Source organism: Alkalibaculum bacchi (assembly GCF_937875145.1).
Taxonomy (GTDB): Bacteria; Bacillota; Clostridia; order Eubacteriales; family Alkalibacteraceae; genus Alkalibaculum; species Alkalibaculum bacchi_A.
The window spans coordinates 1-18,392 of sequence record NZ_CALNCS010000161.1 but is presented as its reverse complement, the minus strand read 5'-3'; the positions used below and the strand labels follow the sequence as shown (position 1 = coordinate 18,392).

Sequence of the window (18,392 nt, the reverse complement as noted above, 5' to 3'; positions counted from 1 at the left end):
GTACATTACTAATGTATAGCATGCCAAGGTCTCCGACCCCGGAGAAGTTTAGTAACGCTCGCCATATCGTATTACTAAATATTGTTTTCTGCCGGATCCACAACATGAACCTTCTCAATATAAGCGATTACGGGGCTCAGTCCCTTCGTGCATTCATTTCGGCCTACTATCTCTCTTGCCTACGCTTGACCCTGTTTGTTACCAAACAAAGCCCAAGGCTAGATACTGGCGAGTGGCTAGCTCTTACCAGACGGGATTTCCACCCGCTATAATGTACGCACTTCGTGGCGCACAGATCCTTCGCTTACACTCAGAATGACTGAGCTAGAAGTTAAGGTTAAAAGTAGGACTTTCCTATTAAACAAGAAGAGCGCCTGCGGCGCGTTAGCCATCAGCGGCCAGTCTTCATCCATCAGTGGTGGAGTCAAATTTTACAGGTCAAAGATTCAATTACATATAAAGAGGATTTAAATAATAGCTTAGTCCCAAAGTAGAACCTTGCTAGTTAAAAAAAAGATGCCCTAAGGCATCCTTCTCATTTATTTCTCACTTATTTCTTATTTATGGTTATTTTAATCTCTATTTTATCGCCCATATCTTTTTCTTTGTAATCTGCTTGTATTCCAGTCTTTAAGATTTCATTATAGGCGTTTTTTATGGTATTTAGATATATTCTCATATTAATGAAACTTTTAATGCGGGATCGAGAGTTTTTGGTGAGTTTTTCTTCGTGATTATTGTTGAGTACATTATCCCGTATTTTTTCTATAAGATCTTCAGATTTCTTTACATTAAGTTTTTTACTTATGATTGCTTGGAGGGCTTCTTTTTGCAAATCTTCTTCTGGTAGTCGAAGTAGTGCTCTTGCATGCCTTTCTGAAAGATTATTCTCTAGTAATTCTCTTCTTACATCATGGTTTAATCTTAAAAGGCGAAGCTTATTTGCTACTGTAGATTGATTTTTACCAACTTTTTGAGCAATTTGATCTTGAGTTAAATTGTGTCTAGACATTAATTGATTATAGCTCTCTGCTTCTTCTATGTAGTTTAAATTTTCTCTTTGAATGTTTTCAATTAATGCCATTACAGCAGAATCTACTTCTATTACTTCACTGATAATAGCTGGTATCTCAGTTAACCCTGCTAGTTTAGATGCTCTTAATCTTCTTTCTCCTGAGATCAATTCATAGGAATTTTCGTTGAATTTCCTCACATTAATAGGTTGTAGAACACCGTATTCCTTTATGGAATTAGCCAAATCCTCTAAAGCACCTTTTGCAAACTTTGTCCTAGGTTGATAAGGGTTTGGCTTAATAAATTCAACGGGTATATACTGAATATTCAATTTTTTACTTTCCATATACATCCTCCACTACAAAGGGTTTTTATTTGGCATTCCAGGCTTCCTAGGATATGCTGCTGGCGTAGCATTTGTTTTTTCGATAATGATAACATGTCTTTCTAACTCTGCAATAGGAATAGTACAATCTTCTATAGATTTCACTTGTCCACCTAAAATTTTCATAGCGTTTTTTGCTGCATCCAATTCTTCATTGTATTTTGGACCCTTGGATGCAATCATGAGACCATCTACCTTTACTAAAGGTAAACACAGTTCTGACAAAGTCTGCATATTTGCAACAGCTCTTGATATAACTATATCATATTTTTCTCTATATTTTTTATTTTTTCCTAAAATTTCAGCTCTTTCATGCACTAATTCTACTTTTATACCTAAATTCCTAGCTGCATCGTCAATAAACTTTAGTTTTTTGCCTACAGAATCTACTAAAGTAATTTGAATTTCGGGGTATAAAATCTTTAATGGAATACCAGGAAATCCGCCTCCTGTTCCTAGATCCAACACTTTAATACCTTCTTTAACATAATCTTTAGAGAGCATAATCAAAGAATCTACAATATGTTTTAGGATAAAATCTTCAGGCTCTGTAATAGACGTCAAATTAATGTGTTTGTTTGCCTCTAGTAAAATCTCCATAAAGGATAAGAGCGCATCTGCTTGCTCATCCTCTATGGGAATATTTAATTGGTTTAAAGTACTAACAAGTAACTTTTTTTCTTCCATTTATAAATCACCTATGTTCTTCTTCTAAATTGCTCTAAATAAACCATCAACACTGAAATATCAGCAGGGGATACTCCTGATATCCTGCTGGCCTGTCCTAGGGAAGTTGGTTTTATCTTATCCAATTTTTGCTGAGCTTCTAATCGAAGTCCCTTTATAGATAAATAATCGATATCATTTGGCAACTTTCTCTTTTCCAGTTTTTTGTGTTGCTCCACTTGTAGCATTTGTTTGTTAATATAGCCTTCGTATTTTATCTGGATTTCTACTTCATCTGTAATAGATTTAGGCAAATCAGGTCTATCAGGGTCAACCACATGACAGTGTTCATATCGTATCTCAGGTCTCTTTAACAGTTCAATGAGCCTAATACCGCTTTTTAAAGGGGTACTCTTGATGCTTTCAAGATATTCATTTGTCTTCGCATCTGGCTTTACAATCACTTTATTTAATCTTTCAATTTCATCATGTATTCCCTTGTATTTGTCTTTAAATCTCTTGTATCTTTCTTCACTTATAAGACCTACTTCATAACCTTTCTCTGTTAATCGAATATCTGCATTATCTTGTCTCAGAAGTAGTCGGTATTCGCTTCGAGAGGTCATCATACGGTAGGGTTCATTGGTACCTTTTGTAACAATATCGTCAATTAGTACGCCAATATAGCCTTCTGAACGATCTATTATAAGAGGATCTTTTCTCTGTACTTTTCTAGCAGCATTGATTCCTGCAATAATCCCTTGGGCGCCTGCTTCTTCATAACCTGAAGTGCCATTTACCTGGCCAGCAAAGAAAAGACCTTCTATGGCCTTACATTCTAAGGAAGCATCTAATTGCATTGGGTCAATATTATCGTATTCTATTGCATAAGCAGATCGAACCACCTCTGCACGCTCTAATCCCTCTATTGTTTTAAGGACCTCTAATTGAACTTCTTCAGGCAAGCTAGAAGACATGCCTTGTACGTACATTTCATTTGTATCAAGTCCTTCTGGTTCTACAAAAACTTGATGCTTAGGCTTATCTGCAAAACGAACAATTTTATCTTCTATAGAAGGACAGTACCTAGCTCCAACCCCCTTTATATTTCCGCTAAATAGGGGAGATCTGTGTAAATTATCTCGAATGACTTGATGCGTTTTTTCATTCGTATAAGTTAAATAGACGGGAACTTGCTCAATATCGATTTTTTCCGTTTCAAAAGAAAATGGTACGATTACTTCATCACCATTTTGAATCTGCATTTTATCAAAATCCACCGTGTTTTTATCGATTCGAGCAGGAGTACCTGTTTTAAACCTCATAATATCAATATCTAAATCCTTCAACTTTTCAGATAAACCAATAGATGGAAATAATCCATTTGGCCCTCCACTATAACTAATATCCCCAATAATAATTTGAGAATCCATATAAGTGCCTGTAGTAAGGATCACTGTAGGGCTACTAAAAATAGCACCTGTTTTGGTCTTAACACCGCTTATTTTTTTGTCTTCAACAATTAAATCAACAACTTCGTGTTGTTTCAACACAAGATTTTCCTGAGCCTCTACAGTCTTTTTCATTTCCAACTGATATTTATGTTTATCTGCTTGAGCTCTAAGAGAGTGAACTGCTGGACCCTTAGATGTATTGAGCATGCGACATTGAATCATGGTCTTATCGATATTTTTGCCCATCTCTCCACCTAAGGCATCTATTTCTCTTACTAAATGCCCCTTACCTGTTCCCCCAATATTGGGATTACATGGCATCATAGCAATCGAATCTATATTCATAGTTAATAATAGAGTTTTCAGACCCATTCTTGCACTAGCAAGTGCAGCTTCACAGCCTGCATGGCCTCCACCTACTACTATTACTTCATATTGTCCTCCATTGTAACTCATGTTCTTCCTACTTTCCTATACAAAAATTACTGAAAATTTCATGCATTAGTTGCTCATGTATTGTATCTCCTGTAATTTCGCCAAGGAGATTAAGAGCTTCTGTTATATCAGTAGATACGATTTCTAAAGGCATAGAAGCTTCTATAGTACCAATCGCACTTTTTAGACTTTTTAGAGACTCTTCTAATAGATGAATATGCCTGATATTTGTGACAATCTCAAAAGATTCTAATTCAAATCCTTCAGCGCTAACTTTATCTAACATCTTTTTCTTTAGTTCCTCTAATCCAATTTCCTCTACAGCTGAAATTTGAACAATTTCTTTTTCATATTTTAAAAGGTCTTCAGGCTTTATTATCGTTTCTTTGTCTAGCTTATTTAGTATCAGCAGAGAATTTCGAGCTTGAATTAATTTTAATAATTCGAAATCTTCTTCATCTAAAGGCTGGCTTCCATCAAGTATAAGTAATACTAAATCGCTTTTTTCTAATATTTCAACGGACTTCTCAATGCCTATTTTTTCAATGATATTTTCTGTCTCTCTTACACCTGCTGTATCTATAATCTTAAAGGGAATTCCTTCAATAGTAATATATTCTTCGATAGTGTCCCTAGTAGTACCTGGAATCTCCGTTACAATAGCCCTCTTTTCCCCTAGTAAAGAATTGAGTAAGGAAGATTTTCCTACATTAGGTTTCCCGATTATGGCAGTATTTACACCTTCTCGTATCAACCGTCCATTTTGAGAATGATAAAGTAAGTTTTGAACCATGTCATGAGCTTCTCTTGTGTTCTGTAATATCTCGTCATAGGACATATCCTCTATATCATACTCTGGATAATCTATAGTAGCCTCTAAGTGAGCTAACATTTTAATGAGCAATTGTCTTATCTCACTTATTTTTTTTGATAAACTTCCTTCTAATTGTTTCATAGAAATATCTAAACTCTTATTGGTCTTTGCGTTAATAATATCGATAATCGCTTCTGCTTGGGTTAAGTCAATACGTCCATTCATAAATGCTCTCTTTGTAAACTCTCCAGGGCCAGCTATATTTGCGCCATTTTCTACGAGCAAATTTAAGATGTTTCGAACGGGTACAATTCCTCCATGGCAATTGATTTCTACAATATCTTCTCTTGTGTAAGTATTTGGACCAATCATTTTAGATACAAGAACCTCATCAACTATTCTTTCATCTTTTGGATCTATAATATGACCGTAAATAATTTTTTTATCGTCGTATTCTTCAAAACTTTTTCCCTTTGGCTTAAATACCTTATTTATTATATGAAAAGCCTGGCTTCCTGTCATTCGGACAATTCCTATGCCAGAAAAACCTACAGGTGTTGAAATAGCAGCAACTGTATCTGTAACATAACTATTCAAATTTTGTCACCTCGTACTTATATACTTATTTATTTAGTTTAACATTTAATCTTTATTTTATTTGATAAAAAAGTGCTTCTTTTTAATCCAACTATTACTTAAGTCATCCTGAGCGCAGCGAAAAATCTTGACCTGCCAATCCTAGATCCAAGATGCTGGTGACTGATAGCTGGTTACTTAATAGTAATACCTAATTTATTATGCCCGAAAGGCGAGATAAATTGAATGGTATTACCCCTATCAGGGTTGCTGACTAAAGCGCCGAGGCGCTTTCTTATTGGTTTTGCTCGGCTCGTTAGTTCACGGAAAAAGACCAGCTTTAACTGGTCTTTTTTACATCTATGACAACTTTCCTAAAGGGCTCTTCCCCTTGACTGTACGTATGTACATTCTTGTTTTTCTGAAGAGTCGAATGAATGATTCGCCTCTCATAAGGGTTCATAGGTTCTAATTCGATTTTTCTACGAGTTTTTTCTACTTTGTGTGCCAGCTTTCCTGCTAATTCTATTAGTGTGACTTCTCTCTTTTTGCGATAATTCTCAGTATCTAAGTTCACTCTAATATACTGTTCAGATTCCTTATTAACCACTAAACTAGTCAAATACTGTAGAGAATCTAAGGTTTGTCCTCTTCGACCGATTAAGACGCCCATACTCTCGCCTTTCAACTCAATAAATAAGATATTATCTTCTAATTTTGCGTCAATATGAGCATCAATATTCATAGCATGGCAAACTTCCTTTAAGAAATCTGCGGCAATATCACACAAATCAAGCTGTAAAGTTACTTCTACTTTTGCAAGCTTACTTCGAAATAAGCTCATAAATCCACTGCTAGGAAGTTCTAAAACTTTTGTTTCAACTTTATCTTTAGTTGTATTTAATTCTTTAACTGCCGTCTCAATAGCCTCTTCTACTGTCTTTCCAGTTGCAACTACAGCTTTCATAAGCTATTTACCTCCCTCTTGGGTAAAAAGTGATCTCATAAAAATTTGTTGTACAAAGGTGAATATATTTTGAATAACCCAGTACAATGCTAAACCAGATGGAAATGTCCACGCCATAAAGCCAATTAAAAGTGGTGACATAATTTTCATGGACTGGTTCATTTGTTGAGCTTGTTCATTACCACCTGGAGTTTGAGAAGTACTCATATACAGGTAGGTAGTTACTGCTGCAAGAATTGGAAGTATGTGGAGTGGATCCGGTTGTCCTAAACTAGGTAACCACAAAAAAGCTTTGTCAATAGCATCATATACTTCTTGAGAGCCAAATACATATATTTGAGGTTGTTGTAATACTCTATACAAACCGATTATGATAGGCATTTGAATAAGAAGAGGTAAGCATCCACCCACAGGATTAATACTGTGTTCTTTATACAATTTCATCGTTTCTTCGTTAAGCTTTTCTGGATTGTCTTTATATTTTTTTTGTATCTTTTGTATTTCAGGTTGAATCCTAGTTGTTTCATGCATAGACTTTGTTTGTTTGATATTAATAGGCAATAATATTAATTTTGCAATAAGAGAAAACAGAATAATTGCTATACCATAATCTCCTACAAAGTTATATATATAATATAGCATACTACCAAACAACTCGTATAATATGGTCATATATTCCTCCCTAAATTACCTTTTCACAATAATGGGTCATACCCTCCTGGATGAAAAGGATGACATTTTCTCAACCTGTTTATGGACAGGAAAAAACCTTTTACTGCACCATATTTCTCAAAAGCTTCGTAACAATACTGGGAACATGTAGGATAAAACCTACACCTGCCTGGCAGTAAAGGTGAAATAAACTTTTGATAGAATCTTATACCAAGTAAGAAAATTTTTTTAATCATTTGATCACTTTTTCACTAGATTATTTTTCTTCATCAGATGCTTTACTGCACTCTCTACTTGAGAAAAAGAGCTAGACTCTATGCCTACCCTTGCAATAAAGATTATATCATATCCGCTTATAAATTTTTTGGCGTTTATTCTGTAACTCTCTTTAATCAGCCTTTTTATTCGGTGTCGAACTACACTATTGCCATTTTTCTTACTTACTGTAATGCCTAGTCTGTTGTAGTGTAAATCATTTTCTACATAGTACATGACAAGCAACTTATTGCCATAGGATTTACCCTTCTTATAGACTTTTTGAAATGTTCTGTTGCTAAAAGATTCAATCTTTCCCATTTGTTCGCCTACTTTTATAGGTTGATAAAAAGGCCACAATATGCGGCCTTAAGCTGATAATCGCTTTCTTCCTTTTCTTCGTCTGTTGTTAAGAACATTTTGACCTGTACTACTAGCCATTCTCTTTCTAAAACCATGAACTCTAGATCTTTTTCTTTTCTTTGGTTGATAAGTCTGTTTCATCTGGAACACCTCCCACTGGCAATACATTTATTAATAAATATATTTCATATTTTTCTATTTAACGTTTCACCCTAAAATTATATATTCAAAGATAGGGCTTGTCAAGAAAATTCGCAAGTACCATACTACTTCTCAAATGCCTCTACTAAATGATTAAGGTATTCTTGTCTTTCCATTTTATACAGTAGTTCTTCTTCTATTTTGTCCTTTTCTTCCATTAATACTTGAAGTTTTTCAAATTCACTGGAATATAAAGATATTTCTGTAGAAATATGGTCAAGCTTTTCTTCTAGCAATTCAATTTCGCCATCTATACTTTCGTATTCTCTTTTTTCATTGTAAGATAATTTTGTTTTGGTTTTTTCGTTCCTTGATTCTAAAATAGGAGCTTTGCTTTTTTCTTCTATAGAAGATTCTACAGTAGCTTCTATAGAAGAATTACTATTCCAATTACTACGGGTTTCTTCTATATAATCAAAATAATTTCCAGTATATTGTGTGATTTTTCCCTTTCCATCTAAATGAAAGATCTTATTACAAATTCGGTCTAAAAAGTATCGGTCATGAGATACGGTTATAACAGGACCCCTAAAATCGTCAATATACCCTTCTAATACATTTAAAGTATCGATGTCAATATCGTTTGTAGGCTCGTCTAGTACTAATATATTAGGCGAGTCTATAAGAATTTTCATAAGGTATAGCCTACGCTTTTCTCCACCTGAAAGCTTATAAATTGGCGTCCACTGCAAGTCTGAAGGAAAAAGAAATTTTTCCATCATTTGAGAAGCACTTATTTTATTGCCATCAGAAGTAGTCACAAATTCTGCTGTTTTCTTTATATACTCAATTGCTCGAAGGGATTCATCCATTTCTTCTATTTGCTGAGAAAAGTAAGCTAATTTGACCGTTTCTCCTAAGGTGACTGCCCCGTGATCTGGACTCAATTTTCCTATAATAAGATTTAATAGAGTTGTTTTACCTGCTCCATTGTCACCGATGACGCCTATTCGGTCATCTTTTTGAAAGGTATAAGAAAATTCATCCACAATATGTTTGTTTCCAAAGCTTTTGTGTAAATCCTCAATTTCAATAATCTTTTGACCTAATCTAGAATGAACGCTGCTGATCTCTATTTGGGTTTCTTCTATATCCACTTTTGCGTCTTTTATAGCTTCGAAACGTTGGATTCTAGCCTTTTGCTTTGTAGTTCGAGCTCTAGCACCTCTCTTGATCCAGGCTAGTTCTTGACGATAAAGGTTTTGCCTCTTTCGCTCCATAGAACTTGCCAACTCTTGTCTTTCAAGCTTTTTCTCAATATGATGAGTGTAATTTCCTTCGTAGATATATAGATGACCCTTATCTAATTCCATAATCTTTGTTACGACTCGGTCTAAGAAATACCGATCATGAGTGATCATAAGTAAAGAACCAGTCCTACTCTTTATATGCCCTTCTAACCAATCAATCATCTTATTATCTAAGTGGTTAGTAGGTTCGTCTAGTATGAGCAAATCACAAGGAGTCACTAGTGCACTAGCTAAAGCTACCCTCTTTTTTTGACCGCCAGATAAGGTACTAATTTTCCTGCTATAATCCTGAATCCCCAATCTTGTTAAAATAGTTTTAATCTGATTTTCCATACCCCAAGCATCATTTGAATCCATTTCATTACTAAGCTGAGAAAGCCTTCTTTGGATTTTTTCGTTTTCAGGCTCTTTGCTTATCTCCTCTAGAGCGTTTTGATAATCTCTGATTAATCTCAATACTTTAGAATCACCCTTAAAAACTTGTTCAAGTATACTGGAATCCTCATCAAATTCAGGATCTTGAGGTAAATATTCAATTTTCATACCGCTAGTCATCTGAATATTCCCACTTTCACTAGGTTCCATACCCGCTATAATCTTTAAAAGAGTAGATTTCCCAGTACCATTGATTCCAATAAGACCAATCTTTTCATCTACAATACTAAAAGATATATTTTTAAAAAGCACCTTTTCACCATAACTTTTCGATAAATTATCTGCCGTAAGTATACTCATTTAATCAACGCCTTTCTAAAAATGCAGGTGGTAAGGTGATAAGGTAGTAAGGTGGTAAGTAAAAGCATAGTAGCCACCATTAGTCGCTTAGGGGTTTTGCTTACCACCTTGAAGCTTACCACCTTACCACCTTACTTCGGAAACTCCATTCTCCAACTAAAGTAATCATTTTCTTTATTTTTCTCATAATATAGATAAGCTGTAAAGCGTTTTCCTTTTTTGCTTATAAAGTGATTGCCGTAGACTTTTCCTTCTTCTAATAGTTTTATGACAACTTCTTTTGTAGGTCTTACTTTTAGAGCCTCTAAAAATTTATCGTTTTTCCAAACTACGAATTTACAACCTGCTTTCCAATTACTACATCCATAGCCTTTCGTTCCTTCAATTACATCGCTTTTACATAGAGGGCACTTTCCTAAACTTTCGTGTTTTTTTTCATCCTTTGGCTTGATTTCATTAATAATGTGAAATTCATCTTTTTTTATTACATCTACAGCTGATGTAGTAAACATAAAGATTTCATTTAAAAATTCTTGTTTTTTTAATTGCCCTTTTTCAATTTCAGATAATGATTTTTCCAATCTACCTGTATACTCTAAATCGAGTAATTCCTTAACAGGAAACATCTCTACTAATCTTTTTCCCATATCTGTTACTGTGAGATTTTTTCCACTTCTCTCAATATATCCAACCGTCTCTAATTTTTTTATGGTTTCTGCCCGAGTTGCTGGCGTTCCAATACTAAAACCGCTTAATATGGCTTGTACCTCTTCTGAATCCTGTTCTCCATCCTTATATTTTTTTCCACAAGTCTCCATTACTCTTAGAAGAGTCTTTTCTGTATGTTTTTTTGGAGGTAGGGTTTTTTTCTCTTGTATCTTTGTTTTCATCGTATGAACGATGTCGCCTTTTACCGCCATTGGTAAAGTCTTGTCCTTTGACTGGATATCCTCTACCTTTTTCCAACCCTTTGTAAGCTGAATTCGACCTTTTGAGATGAATGTACCCTTTGCTTCTTCTACATCTACCTTAGTGACAAGAGTAGCCTCTTCATGTTCTGCTATAGGCATAAACTGCATAATAAAACGATTTTTTACAGCTTCATATACAATTTTTTCATCGCCATCTAAGCCTTTTGGCAGCAAATAAGTTGGTATAATAGCGCTATGGCTTTCTACTTTGCTATTATCAAAGACTCTCTTGTTGATTGAAAATATAATCTCATCTTCATAGGCTAAGCCTTTTTTAACTGTATTTAATACTTTTTGAGCTTTTGATGTTAGTGATTCCTCTAGGGCCATACTGGCTGTTCTAGGATAAGTTATGAATTTCTTCTCATATAAACTCTGAGCTATCTTCAATACTTTATCTGAAGTCCAACCTTTATATTTGCTTGTCACATGACCTTGCAGATTTGATAGATTAAATAAGCTAGGTGGATATTCCTTCTTTTTTTCTACTTGCTTGTCTATTATAATGCCATCTTGATCTTTAATTGCCTTTTGAACTACTTGAAGTAAGGCTTTTTCTGGGAATTTATCCTTATTCTCTAAGGTATAGATTCCCTCATATACTTCTCCACTTTTTGTCTTGAAATCTGCCATCAATTTATAAAAGGCCTCTGGTTTAAACTGTTCGATTTCCATATCTCTATCGTATATGATTTTAAGAGTTGGCAAGAGCACTCGACCAATATTTAAAGGTCTCCCTGACCCTCTCTGATATTTTAATGTTGCAACGCTGGTTAGATTAATCCCAATAACCCAATCAGCCCACTGCCTGCTAATCCCTGCATCTCTCAGGGGCTCCATTGTACTATTAGGCTTTAATTTTTCAAGCCCTGCTTTTACTTCTGTTGGCGTCCATTCATTTAACAAGAGCCTCTCTACGCTTTTATTTACGTGTAAGTATTCTAAAATAATATCTCCAATAATCTGCCCTTCACGATCGTAGTCACAAGCTGATATTACTCCATTTACACCTTCTTTATTAATGAGTTCCTTAATGAGCTCAATTTGCTTAAAAGCACCTTCATCCACAATAGCACGATTTTTACTATTTGATTTGACTTTGTATTCAAAGCTTTGTGGGATAAAAGGGTAGTTCTCCATTCGCCAGCTAGACATCTTTGAATCATAATCTTTTGCATCTAATAATTCTAGGAGATGACCAAAAGCCCAGGTAACTAAATAATCATTGCCTTCAAAATACCCATTCTTCCTCTTATTAGAATGAACTGCATCAGCGATATTCTTCGCTACAGATGGCTTTTCTGCGATAATTACTTTCATTACAAAACCCCTTTATATTAACAAAAACTGCTCGTTATTATAACACGTACATCGTTTTATCTTATTATAACATCTGCGCAATTGATATTTGCTTTTTCATTATAATTAGCATACAAACACCTAAAATCGGCACAATGTAGACAAGTATATAATCTATTTTTATAGATTTCAACATAAAAGATAAAAAACCCTCATAAGTATCTTTGAGGTGATTGAGATGTCTTTAAGTATAAAATCAAAATTAAAAGATGTATTTAAAGATCCAAATGGAAGAAGAGTGTTAGAAAAATATTTCAGTGAAGAACTAAAGCACCCTATGTTAAAGCTGGCTATGGGTTTAACATTAGAACAAATAGCAAAAAAAGCTGGCCCAGAAAAAGCACCACAAAGCTTAATTGATAAGATTGATAAGGAACTTAGAGATTTGTAATATTTAACAATGCCAAACAACTGGAGCTTTTTGGTTGGTTCGTTGGACGATTGGTCGGTTGGACGGGAAATCTGCAATTGCATTTATATGCTAGTAATATTTCTTTTTATTGGCTTTCACTCATTAAATTTTCCAACATTCCAACTAAAAATCTAGCTAACAGTCCATTTTTAACCTAAGTATGGTAATCCCACCGTTTAAGGATAAAATTTTCCGATCAATCCTCTTGTGCTTAAAATCTTTTCGGACCATATTGGCTAATTTATCGCCTCTATTGTTTCCGTGTATTACGACTACTTCTGTTATATTTATACTTAAATTTTTAAAAACTTTTTGTAAGAAACTTCTAGCCTCCATTACAGTCATTCCATGGAGGTCTACTTCTAATGAATTATCCATTGTTTCTATCCTCTACTAATCTAAATCTTTCTACGATTTCTCCTTGGTACTCCACTTTTTCCGTCCACATGCTCAAAGGTCTGACCCATATACCCCGCTCACCATAAAGAGCTTGATACACAACCATATCGTCCATAGTTTCAGAGTGTTGAGCAATATAAAGAAGTAAGTAGTCCTTTCCCTTGAAATGTCTATACACTGCGTTTATTTTTAATGTATTCATATTTTCACCTATATATTTTTTAAGCTATCTACACTTTAATTCTAAGTTTTACATTATATGTTCTATGTAAAACCTTTTAAGTAGTTAAACTTTCTTTTTTCACCAAAAGACCTAAAAGGACTACCATAATGCTAGTAACTAGCAAAGGAAAGTGCTAAAAAACGCTTTCCTTTGCTTAAAATCCTCTAGAACTTCCACCGCCTCCAGCACTACCTCCTCCACCAGATCGGCCTCCGCCTCTTCCTCCACCACGTGAACCGCCTCTACCAATCGATCTAAGGACAGTATAGGTAATTACTCCTCCTGTAAACTTAAAATCTAAAATGATCAAAGGAACGATAAAGATAAGTGCTACAATAACCGCTAGAGGAGAAGGTCCTTCATTTTGATTCTGATCTTCTACTACAATTCCATCTCCGATATAATTTTCTTCATAACCATATTCTTTGTAGATTTCATTTACGACAACATAAAAACCTTGTAGTATTCCCTCGCTATAATTACCTTCAGAATAGTAAGGAAGCATATAATCATCTTGAATTCTACCTGTTTTTCCATCTGTTAAAGTGCCTTCTAAGCCGTATCCAACTTCAATTCGAGACCATCTGCCTTCTGCATCTAGAAATAACAATACTCCATTGTCTTCCTCAGAATCTCCAATTTCCCATTTTCGAAACAAGTCAATGGTGTACTCTTCTAGGGGAACTTCTCCAATTCCTTCTACTGTAACCACTACAACTTGAGCTTTTGTCTTATTTTCTAGTGCGGTTCCAATTTGGATGATTTCCTCTTCTGTTTGACTATCAATAACATTGGCATAATCATTTACATAGAAAGCAGGAGTAGGTAAAGGAATTTCACTTGCCGCTACTCCTGAAGACATAAAAACAATTATTATAAGAAAGAGGAACCCTAAGGTCTTACGAAATCTCCTATGATCATTCACCAAATAACTCTCCTACATCAGGATTTTCTGTAGCCCCTTCATCTGCTTGGAAATAATCCACACTATCAAATCCAAGAATATTCGCAAAAATCACTGTTGGAAAGCGCTTTACCTTAGTATTGTAGCTCTGAGCAACTTGATTATAATCTCTTCTACTATTGGCAATTCTATTTTCTGTTCCTGCTAATTCGTCTTGCAAATTGAGAAAATTGGTATTGGCCTTAAGCTCGGGATAATTTTCAGAAATGGCTAGCAATCGAGATAATGCACCAGACAATGCTGCATCCCCCTCAGCCTGTTCCTCTATAGTAGTAGCCCCTGCTAATTGGGCTCTCGCATCGGCAACTGCTGTGAATACCTCTTCTTCATGTTGTGCGTAGTTCTGTACAGTAGCTACTAAATTTGGTATTAAATCATTTCTCCTCTGCAATTGCGTATCAATTTGACTTAATGTATTATTCACAGTTTCTCTTTGGTTTACCAAACTATTGTAACTTCCAATACCGCCTAATACTAAAGCTACTAGTAAAATACCTATTATAACAAGTATTTTTCCAGAACCTTTCATAATAAAACCTCCTTAATATTTCATACTTTGTTATTTTTTATACTATTTACAACTGCTTGTTATACTTTCTACAATGTCTCCTTTATTTACCCATATTATATAATATTTCCAATGAAAACGAAAGCATTATGGGTTTTCCAGAAAAAAATGAGAATAATTGTCCACCTTATGCACATAATCGTTGATTCCATTATTTTTTTCTGTTATTATATATAAACAGATGTTGATAACTTATGTAAATATTATAAACATATCCACAAATTCTTGATAACTTGTGGATATGTTCATGTGTTTTGAAAGGGAAGTCTCCCTTTTTTACATTTTATGCCCTGTGAATATCTTTTTGTCAACAGGTGTTTATAATTGAATTCTTTTCAAAAACACATTTATTTATCTACATAGATATTAACAAGAAGCAGCTTCAGGAGGAATCGTATGGATAAAAATCTCGACAAATTATGGAATGATACTCTAAAAATTATTAAAGAAGAAATTACCCAGGTGAGTTTCGAAACTTGGATAAAAAGAATAGAACCTATTTCTTACTCTAATAATGTAGTTGTCCTGGGCGTAGAAAATGATTTTACAAAAGGTATTTTAGAAGCTAGATATTCCATCTTAATTGTCAATTCACTAAAACACGTTACAGGTGAGAATCTTGTTGTCGAGTTCACAATACCGTCTTCTACTCCTATTGTAGATAACACTCAACAGCCTATTTCAAAGACTAAGCAAGATAAACAAAGCTACTCAGATAATACGAATTTAAACCCTAAATATACCTTTGATACTTTTGTCATTGGAGACAGCAATCGCTTTGCTCATGCAGCTTCCGTTGCTGTTGCAGAAGCTCCAGCTCAAAGGTACAATCCTCTCTTCATTTATGGTGGAGTAGGTTTAGGTAAGACCCATTTAATGCACTCAATCGGTCACTACACCCTAGAGCAATCGTCTAATAAAAAGGTAGTATATGTCTCTTGCGAGACCTTTACCAACGAATTTATTGATTCGATTCAAAACAGAACAAATGTATCTTTTCGAAATAAATACAGAAATGTAGACGTGTTGTTGATTGATGATATTCAATTTTTAACCGGTAAGGAAGGAACTCAAGAGGAGTTTTTTCATACTTTTAACGCTTTACATGAGGCAAATAAACAAATCGTCATCTCTAGCGATAGGCCCCCAAAGGAAATACCTACCCTAGAAGATCGACTTCGCTCTCGATTTGAATGGGGGCTCATTACAGATATTCAAGCACCAAACCTAGAGACAAGAATTGCCATCATGAAAAAAAAGGCTACTACAGAAGAGATGGATATTCCAAACGATGTACTAAACTTTATCGCTAGTAAAATACAGTCTAATATTCGTGAACTAGAAGGTGCTTTAATAAGAGTAAATGCATTCTCGAAATTGACAAATCAAAAGATCTCTGTTGATGTAGCGAACGAAGCCTTAAAAGACATCATCTCGAATAACAAACCAGAAATTATCACTGTCGATTTAATTAAAGAGATTACTGCAAAATACTTTAACATTGAAGTAGAGGACTTTAACTTAAAGAAGAGGACAAGGGCTATTGCTTATCCTAGACAAGTAGCTATGTACTTATCTAGGGAACTAACGGATTTATCTTTACCTAAAATTGGAGAGGAATTTGGTGGTAGGGATCACTCTACAGTCATTCATGCTTATGATAAAATCGCCAAGGAAATCGAGTCAAACTTTGATTTTAGAAACCTTATCCAAAGAATAACGAAAGAAATACAAGGCAATACTTAATATTTTATCAATGTAGAGCAAAATTATGCTCTTAAAATAAGATATGTGAACATTAAGTCGCTTGTGGACAAATCTTAATAACTTTTCTTTAATTTCAACTTTTATCAACAAGTTATAAACGTGGATAATTTTAGACTTAAAGGACTACTTTAACTTATCAACAAATTCACACCCCCTACTACTATTATTACTAAAATAATTTAAATAAATAATTAATTATACGGAGGCTCTACTTATGAATTTTATTACGAGTAAAGATTCACTACATCATGCTGTTAATATTGTTCAAAAAGCAGTATCGAATAAAACAACTATGCCTATTCTTGAAGGAATCTTATTTCGAATTGTGGACAATACAATCTATTTAATGGGAACGGATTTAGAAATTGGTATTAAGACCGTATTACCTGGACAGATTATTAGCAGCGGTAGTGTAGTTATATCTGCAAAATTGATTTCAGAAATCGTAAGAAAATTACCTGATGACGACGTTATAATAGAGCTAAAAGAAAATCACGTTCTCAATATTAAGTGCTCGAACTCTGAATTTAATATACAAGGTCAAAGTGGAGATGATTTTCCTCAACTGCCTGAAGTAGACTCTGCACAAGAAATATCTGTTCCAAAAGAACTATTTAAGGGAATGATTCGAGAGACTATTTTCTCTGTAGCTAAAAATGAAAATATTCCTATATTGACAGGTGAACTTCTTGAGTTACAAAATGGAATACTAAAATTTGTAGCTTTAGATGGCTATCGTTTGGCAGTAAGGCAAGGTTTTATAGATAATCCCATTAGTTTAAAAGAGGTTGTGCCTGAGAGGACATTATCAGAACTTTATAGAATTACTTCTTTAAGCAGTGAGGATAATATATATATGTCGTATTCCAAAAACCAGATTCTCTTCAGATTAGGAGGGACTTCAATCGTATCAAGGCTCTTAGAGGGAGAATTTATAAACTACAATCAAATCATACCTCAAAACTATACGACTAAAGTTAAGGTAGATGTTCGAGACTTACTGGCTAGTTCGGAAAGAGCTTCTTTAATGGTCGGCAGTGGGGAAAGTAATCTGATTAAGTTGAATTTTTCTAATGATACTCTTGAAATTCGGTCTAATTCAGAAATAGGAACGGTATGTGAACAAGTAGAGGTAGAGATGGAAGGGGACCCCTTAAAAATTGCGTTTAATTCTACTTATCTCATAGATGTACTTAAAGTTATAAGTGATGAGGAAGTATATTTAGAATTTACTACACCTGTAAGCCCATGCGTATTGAGACCAATTACTGGAGATAACTATACGTATTTAATTTTACCTGTACGATATATGGAACATTAAGATGCCAAAAGGTATCTACTGTGTAATCAGGCAAACCTACTAGTGGGTTTGCCTGATTACAGCTAGGGCAGTAAATGAAAGGAGTGTTCATATGGAAATAATAGAGATAAAAACGGAATTCATTAAATTAGATCAGCTTTTAAAGTTTGCAGGCATTGTAGAAAATGGAGCAGTTGCTAAACATATTGTTCTTGATGGAGCTGTTAAAGTAAATGATGAAGTGTGTATCCAGCGAGGAAAAAAGATTCGACCAGGCGATGTAGTAGAAATAGAGGGTTTTGAATCTTTAAAAGTCATTGGCGAAGAGCATTAACTAAAAGGCTGTTAAGTTTATGAAGGATGCTAGACTGGGCAAAAGGGGAAAAAATGTATTTATCTAATATAAAGCTAAGTAATTTTAGAAACTATAATGCCTTAAGTACTGAATTAAGCTCGAATATTAATATTATAATAGGAGACAATGCTCAGGGAAAGACAAGTTTATTAGAAGCAGTATACGTCTTGGCTAGGGGCAAGTCGTATAAAAACACCATGAGTGAAATTATTTCATGGAATCGAGAATCCAGCCTTCTAGAAGGGACTTTTCATAAACAGTACTACAAAGATCATGTACGGATTTCC

20 protein-coding genes are annotated in these 18,392 nt (G+C 34.5%); 5 read left to right on the top strand and 15 right to left on the bottom strand.

Going from position 1 to position 18,392, the window contains the following annotated elements; all coding sequences use genetic code 11:
* Positions 1-550 precede the first annotated feature (550 nt).
* The 11 genes from noc to Q7P22_RS09635 form a co-directional block, all read right to left on the bottom strand.
* Complete coding sequence (gene noc / locus Q7P22_RS09685) at positions 551-1,360, bottom strand: nucleoid occlusion protein (RefSeq protein ID WP_207657444.1); 810 nt, start codon at positions 1,358-1,360, stop codon at positions 551-553.
* 12 nt (positions 1,361-1,372) lie between these two features.
* A complete protein-coding gene (gene rsmG, locus Q7P22_RS09680) occupies positions 1,373-2,086 on the bottom strand; it encodes a 16S rRNA (guanine(527)-N(7))-methyltransferase RsmG (RefSeq protein ID WP_303863655.1) in 714 nt (237 codons plus the stop codon).
* An 11-nt stretch (positions 2,087-2,097) separates the two neighbouring features.
* Positions 2,098-3,975, bottom strand: a complete 1,878-nt coding sequence (gene mnmG / locus Q7P22_RS09675; RefSeq protein WP_303863653.1) for a tRNA uridine-5-carboxymethylaminomethyl(34) synthesis enzyme MnmG — start codon at positions 3,973-3,975, stop codon at positions 2,098-2,100.
* A gap of 7 nt (positions 3,976-3,982) precedes the next feature.
* On the bottom strand, positions 3,983-5,365 hold the full coding sequence (mnmE, locus tag Q7P22_RS09670; protein ID WP_303863652.1) for a tRNA uridine-5-carboxymethylaminomethyl(34) synthesis GTPase MnmE: 1,383 nt from the start codon (positions 5,363-5,365) through the stop codon (positions 3,983-3,985).
* A gap of 319 nt (positions 5,366-5,684) precedes the next feature.
* On the bottom strand, positions 5,685-6,311 hold the full coding sequence (gene jag, locus Q7P22_RS09665; protein ID WP_303863651.1) for an RNA-binding cell elongation regulator Jag/EloR: 627 nt from the start codon (positions 6,309-6,311) through the stop codon (positions 5,685-5,687).
* 3 nt (positions 6,312-6,314) lie between these two features.
* On the bottom strand, positions 6,315-6,983 hold the full coding sequence (locus Q7P22_RS09660; protein WP_303863648.1) for a YidC/Oxa1 family membrane protein insertase: 669 nt from the start codon (positions 6,981-6,983) through the stop codon (positions 6,315-6,317).
* A gap of 23 nt (positions 6,984-7,006) precedes the next feature.
* Positions 7,007-7,219: a membrane protein insertion efficiency factor YidD gene (gene yidD / locus Q7P22_RS09655; RefSeq protein WP_303863646.1), complete on the bottom strand. Its 213-nt coding sequence runs from the start codon at positions 7,217-7,219 to the stop codon at positions 7,007-7,009.
* A gap of 4 nt (positions 7,220-7,223) precedes the next feature.
* Positions 7,224-7,559 (bottom strand): ribonuclease P protein component, encoded by a 336-nt coding sequence (rnpA, locus tag Q7P22_RS09650; protein WP_303863644.1) that lies wholly within the window; start codon positions 7,557-7,559, stop codon positions 7,224-7,226.
* Positions 7,560-7,607: 48 nt separating this feature from the next.
* The gene (gene rpmH, locus Q7P22_RS09645; protein ID WP_303863642.1) at positions 7,608-7,742 is read right to left on the bottom strand and encodes a 50S ribosomal protein L34; all 135 of its coding nucleotides are present in this window, start codon (positions 7,740-7,742) and stop codon (positions 7,608-7,610) included.
* A gap of 125 nt (positions 7,743-7,867) precedes the next feature.
* Complete coding sequence (locus Q7P22_RS09640) at positions 7,868-9,787, bottom strand: ABC-F family ATP-binding cassette domain-containing protein (protein ID WP_303863640.1); 1,920 nt, start codon at positions 9,785-9,787, stop codon at positions 7,868-7,870.
* A gap of 131 nt (positions 9,788-9,918) precedes the next feature.
* A complete protein-coding gene (locus tag Q7P22_RS09635; protein WP_303863638.1) occupies positions 9,919-12,078 on the bottom strand; it encodes a type IA DNA topoisomerase in 2,160 nt (719 codons plus the stop codon).
* A gap of 217 nt (positions 12,079-12,295) precedes the next feature.
* On the opposite strand from Q7P22_RS09635, the gene Q7P22_RS09630 reads away from it, so the two are divergent.
* A complete protein-coding gene (locus Q7P22_RS09630; protein ID WP_113921044.1) occupies positions 12,296-12,508 on the top strand; it encodes a hypothetical protein in 213 nt (70 codons plus the stop codon).
* Between the two features lie 156 nt (positions 12,509-12,664).
* Here the strand turns inward: Q7P22_RS09630 and Q7P22_RS09625 are convergent, their stop codons facing one another.
* From Q7P22_RS09625 to Q7P22_RS09610, 4 genes are all read right to left on the bottom strand, one after another.
* Entirely contained in the window at positions 12,665-12,907 is a 243-nt protein-coding gene (locus Q7P22_RS09625) for a Smr/MutS family protein (protein ID WP_303863636.1), read from the bottom strand.
* Complete coding sequence (locus Q7P22_RS09620; protein ID WP_303863634.1) at positions 12,900-13,130, bottom strand: DUF1653 domain-containing protein; 231 nt, start codon at positions 13,128-13,130, stop codon at positions 12,900-12,902. Before Q7P22_RS09620 ends, Q7P22_RS09625 begins: the two co-directional genes overlap by 8 nt.
* 175 nt (positions 13,131-13,305) lie before the next feature.
* The gene (locus Q7P22_RS09615) at positions 13,306-14,076 is read right to left on the bottom strand and encodes a YgcG family protein (protein WP_303863632.1); all 771 of its coding nucleotides are present in this window, start codon (positions 14,074-14,076) and stop codon (positions 13,306-13,308) included.
* Positions 14,069-14,644: a LemA family protein gene (locus Q7P22_RS09610; RefSeq protein WP_113921048.1), complete on the bottom strand. Its 576-nt coding sequence runs from the start codon at positions 14,642-14,644 to the stop codon at positions 14,069-14,071. The genes Q7P22_RS09615 and Q7P22_RS09610 overlap by 8 nt, the downstream gene beginning before the upstream one ends.
* A gap of 435 nt (positions 14,645-15,079) precedes the next feature.
* On the opposite strand from Q7P22_RS09610, the gene dnaA reads away from it, so the two are divergent.
* The 4 genes from dnaA to Q7P22_RS09590 form a co-directional block, all read left to right on the top strand.
* Positions 15,080-16,429 carry a chromosomal replication initiator protein DnaA gene (gene dnaA / locus Q7P22_RS09605; RefSeq protein WP_113921049.1) on the top strand — a complete coding sequence of 450 codons (1,350 nt, stop codon included), beginning with the start codon at positions 15,080-15,082 and terminating at the stop codon, positions 16,427-16,429.
* Positions 16,430-16,664: 235 nt separating this feature from the next.
* Positions 16,665-17,771, top strand: coding sequence for a DNA polymerase III subunit beta (gene dnaN, locus Q7P22_RS09600; protein WP_113921050.1), 1,107 nt, complete (start codon positions 16,665-16,667; stop codon positions 17,769-17,771).
* 91 nt (positions 17,772-17,862) lie between these two features.
* Entirely contained in the window at positions 17,863-18,084 is a 222-nt protein-coding gene (locus Q7P22_RS09595) for an RNA-binding S4 domain-containing protein (RefSeq protein ID WP_303863628.1), read from the top strand.
* A 53-nt stretch (positions 18,085-18,137) separates the two neighbouring features.
* Positions 18,138-18,392: AAA family ATPase (locus Q7P22_RS09590; protein ID WP_303863627.1), on the top strand; the 255-nt coding region annotated here is incomplete at its 3' end.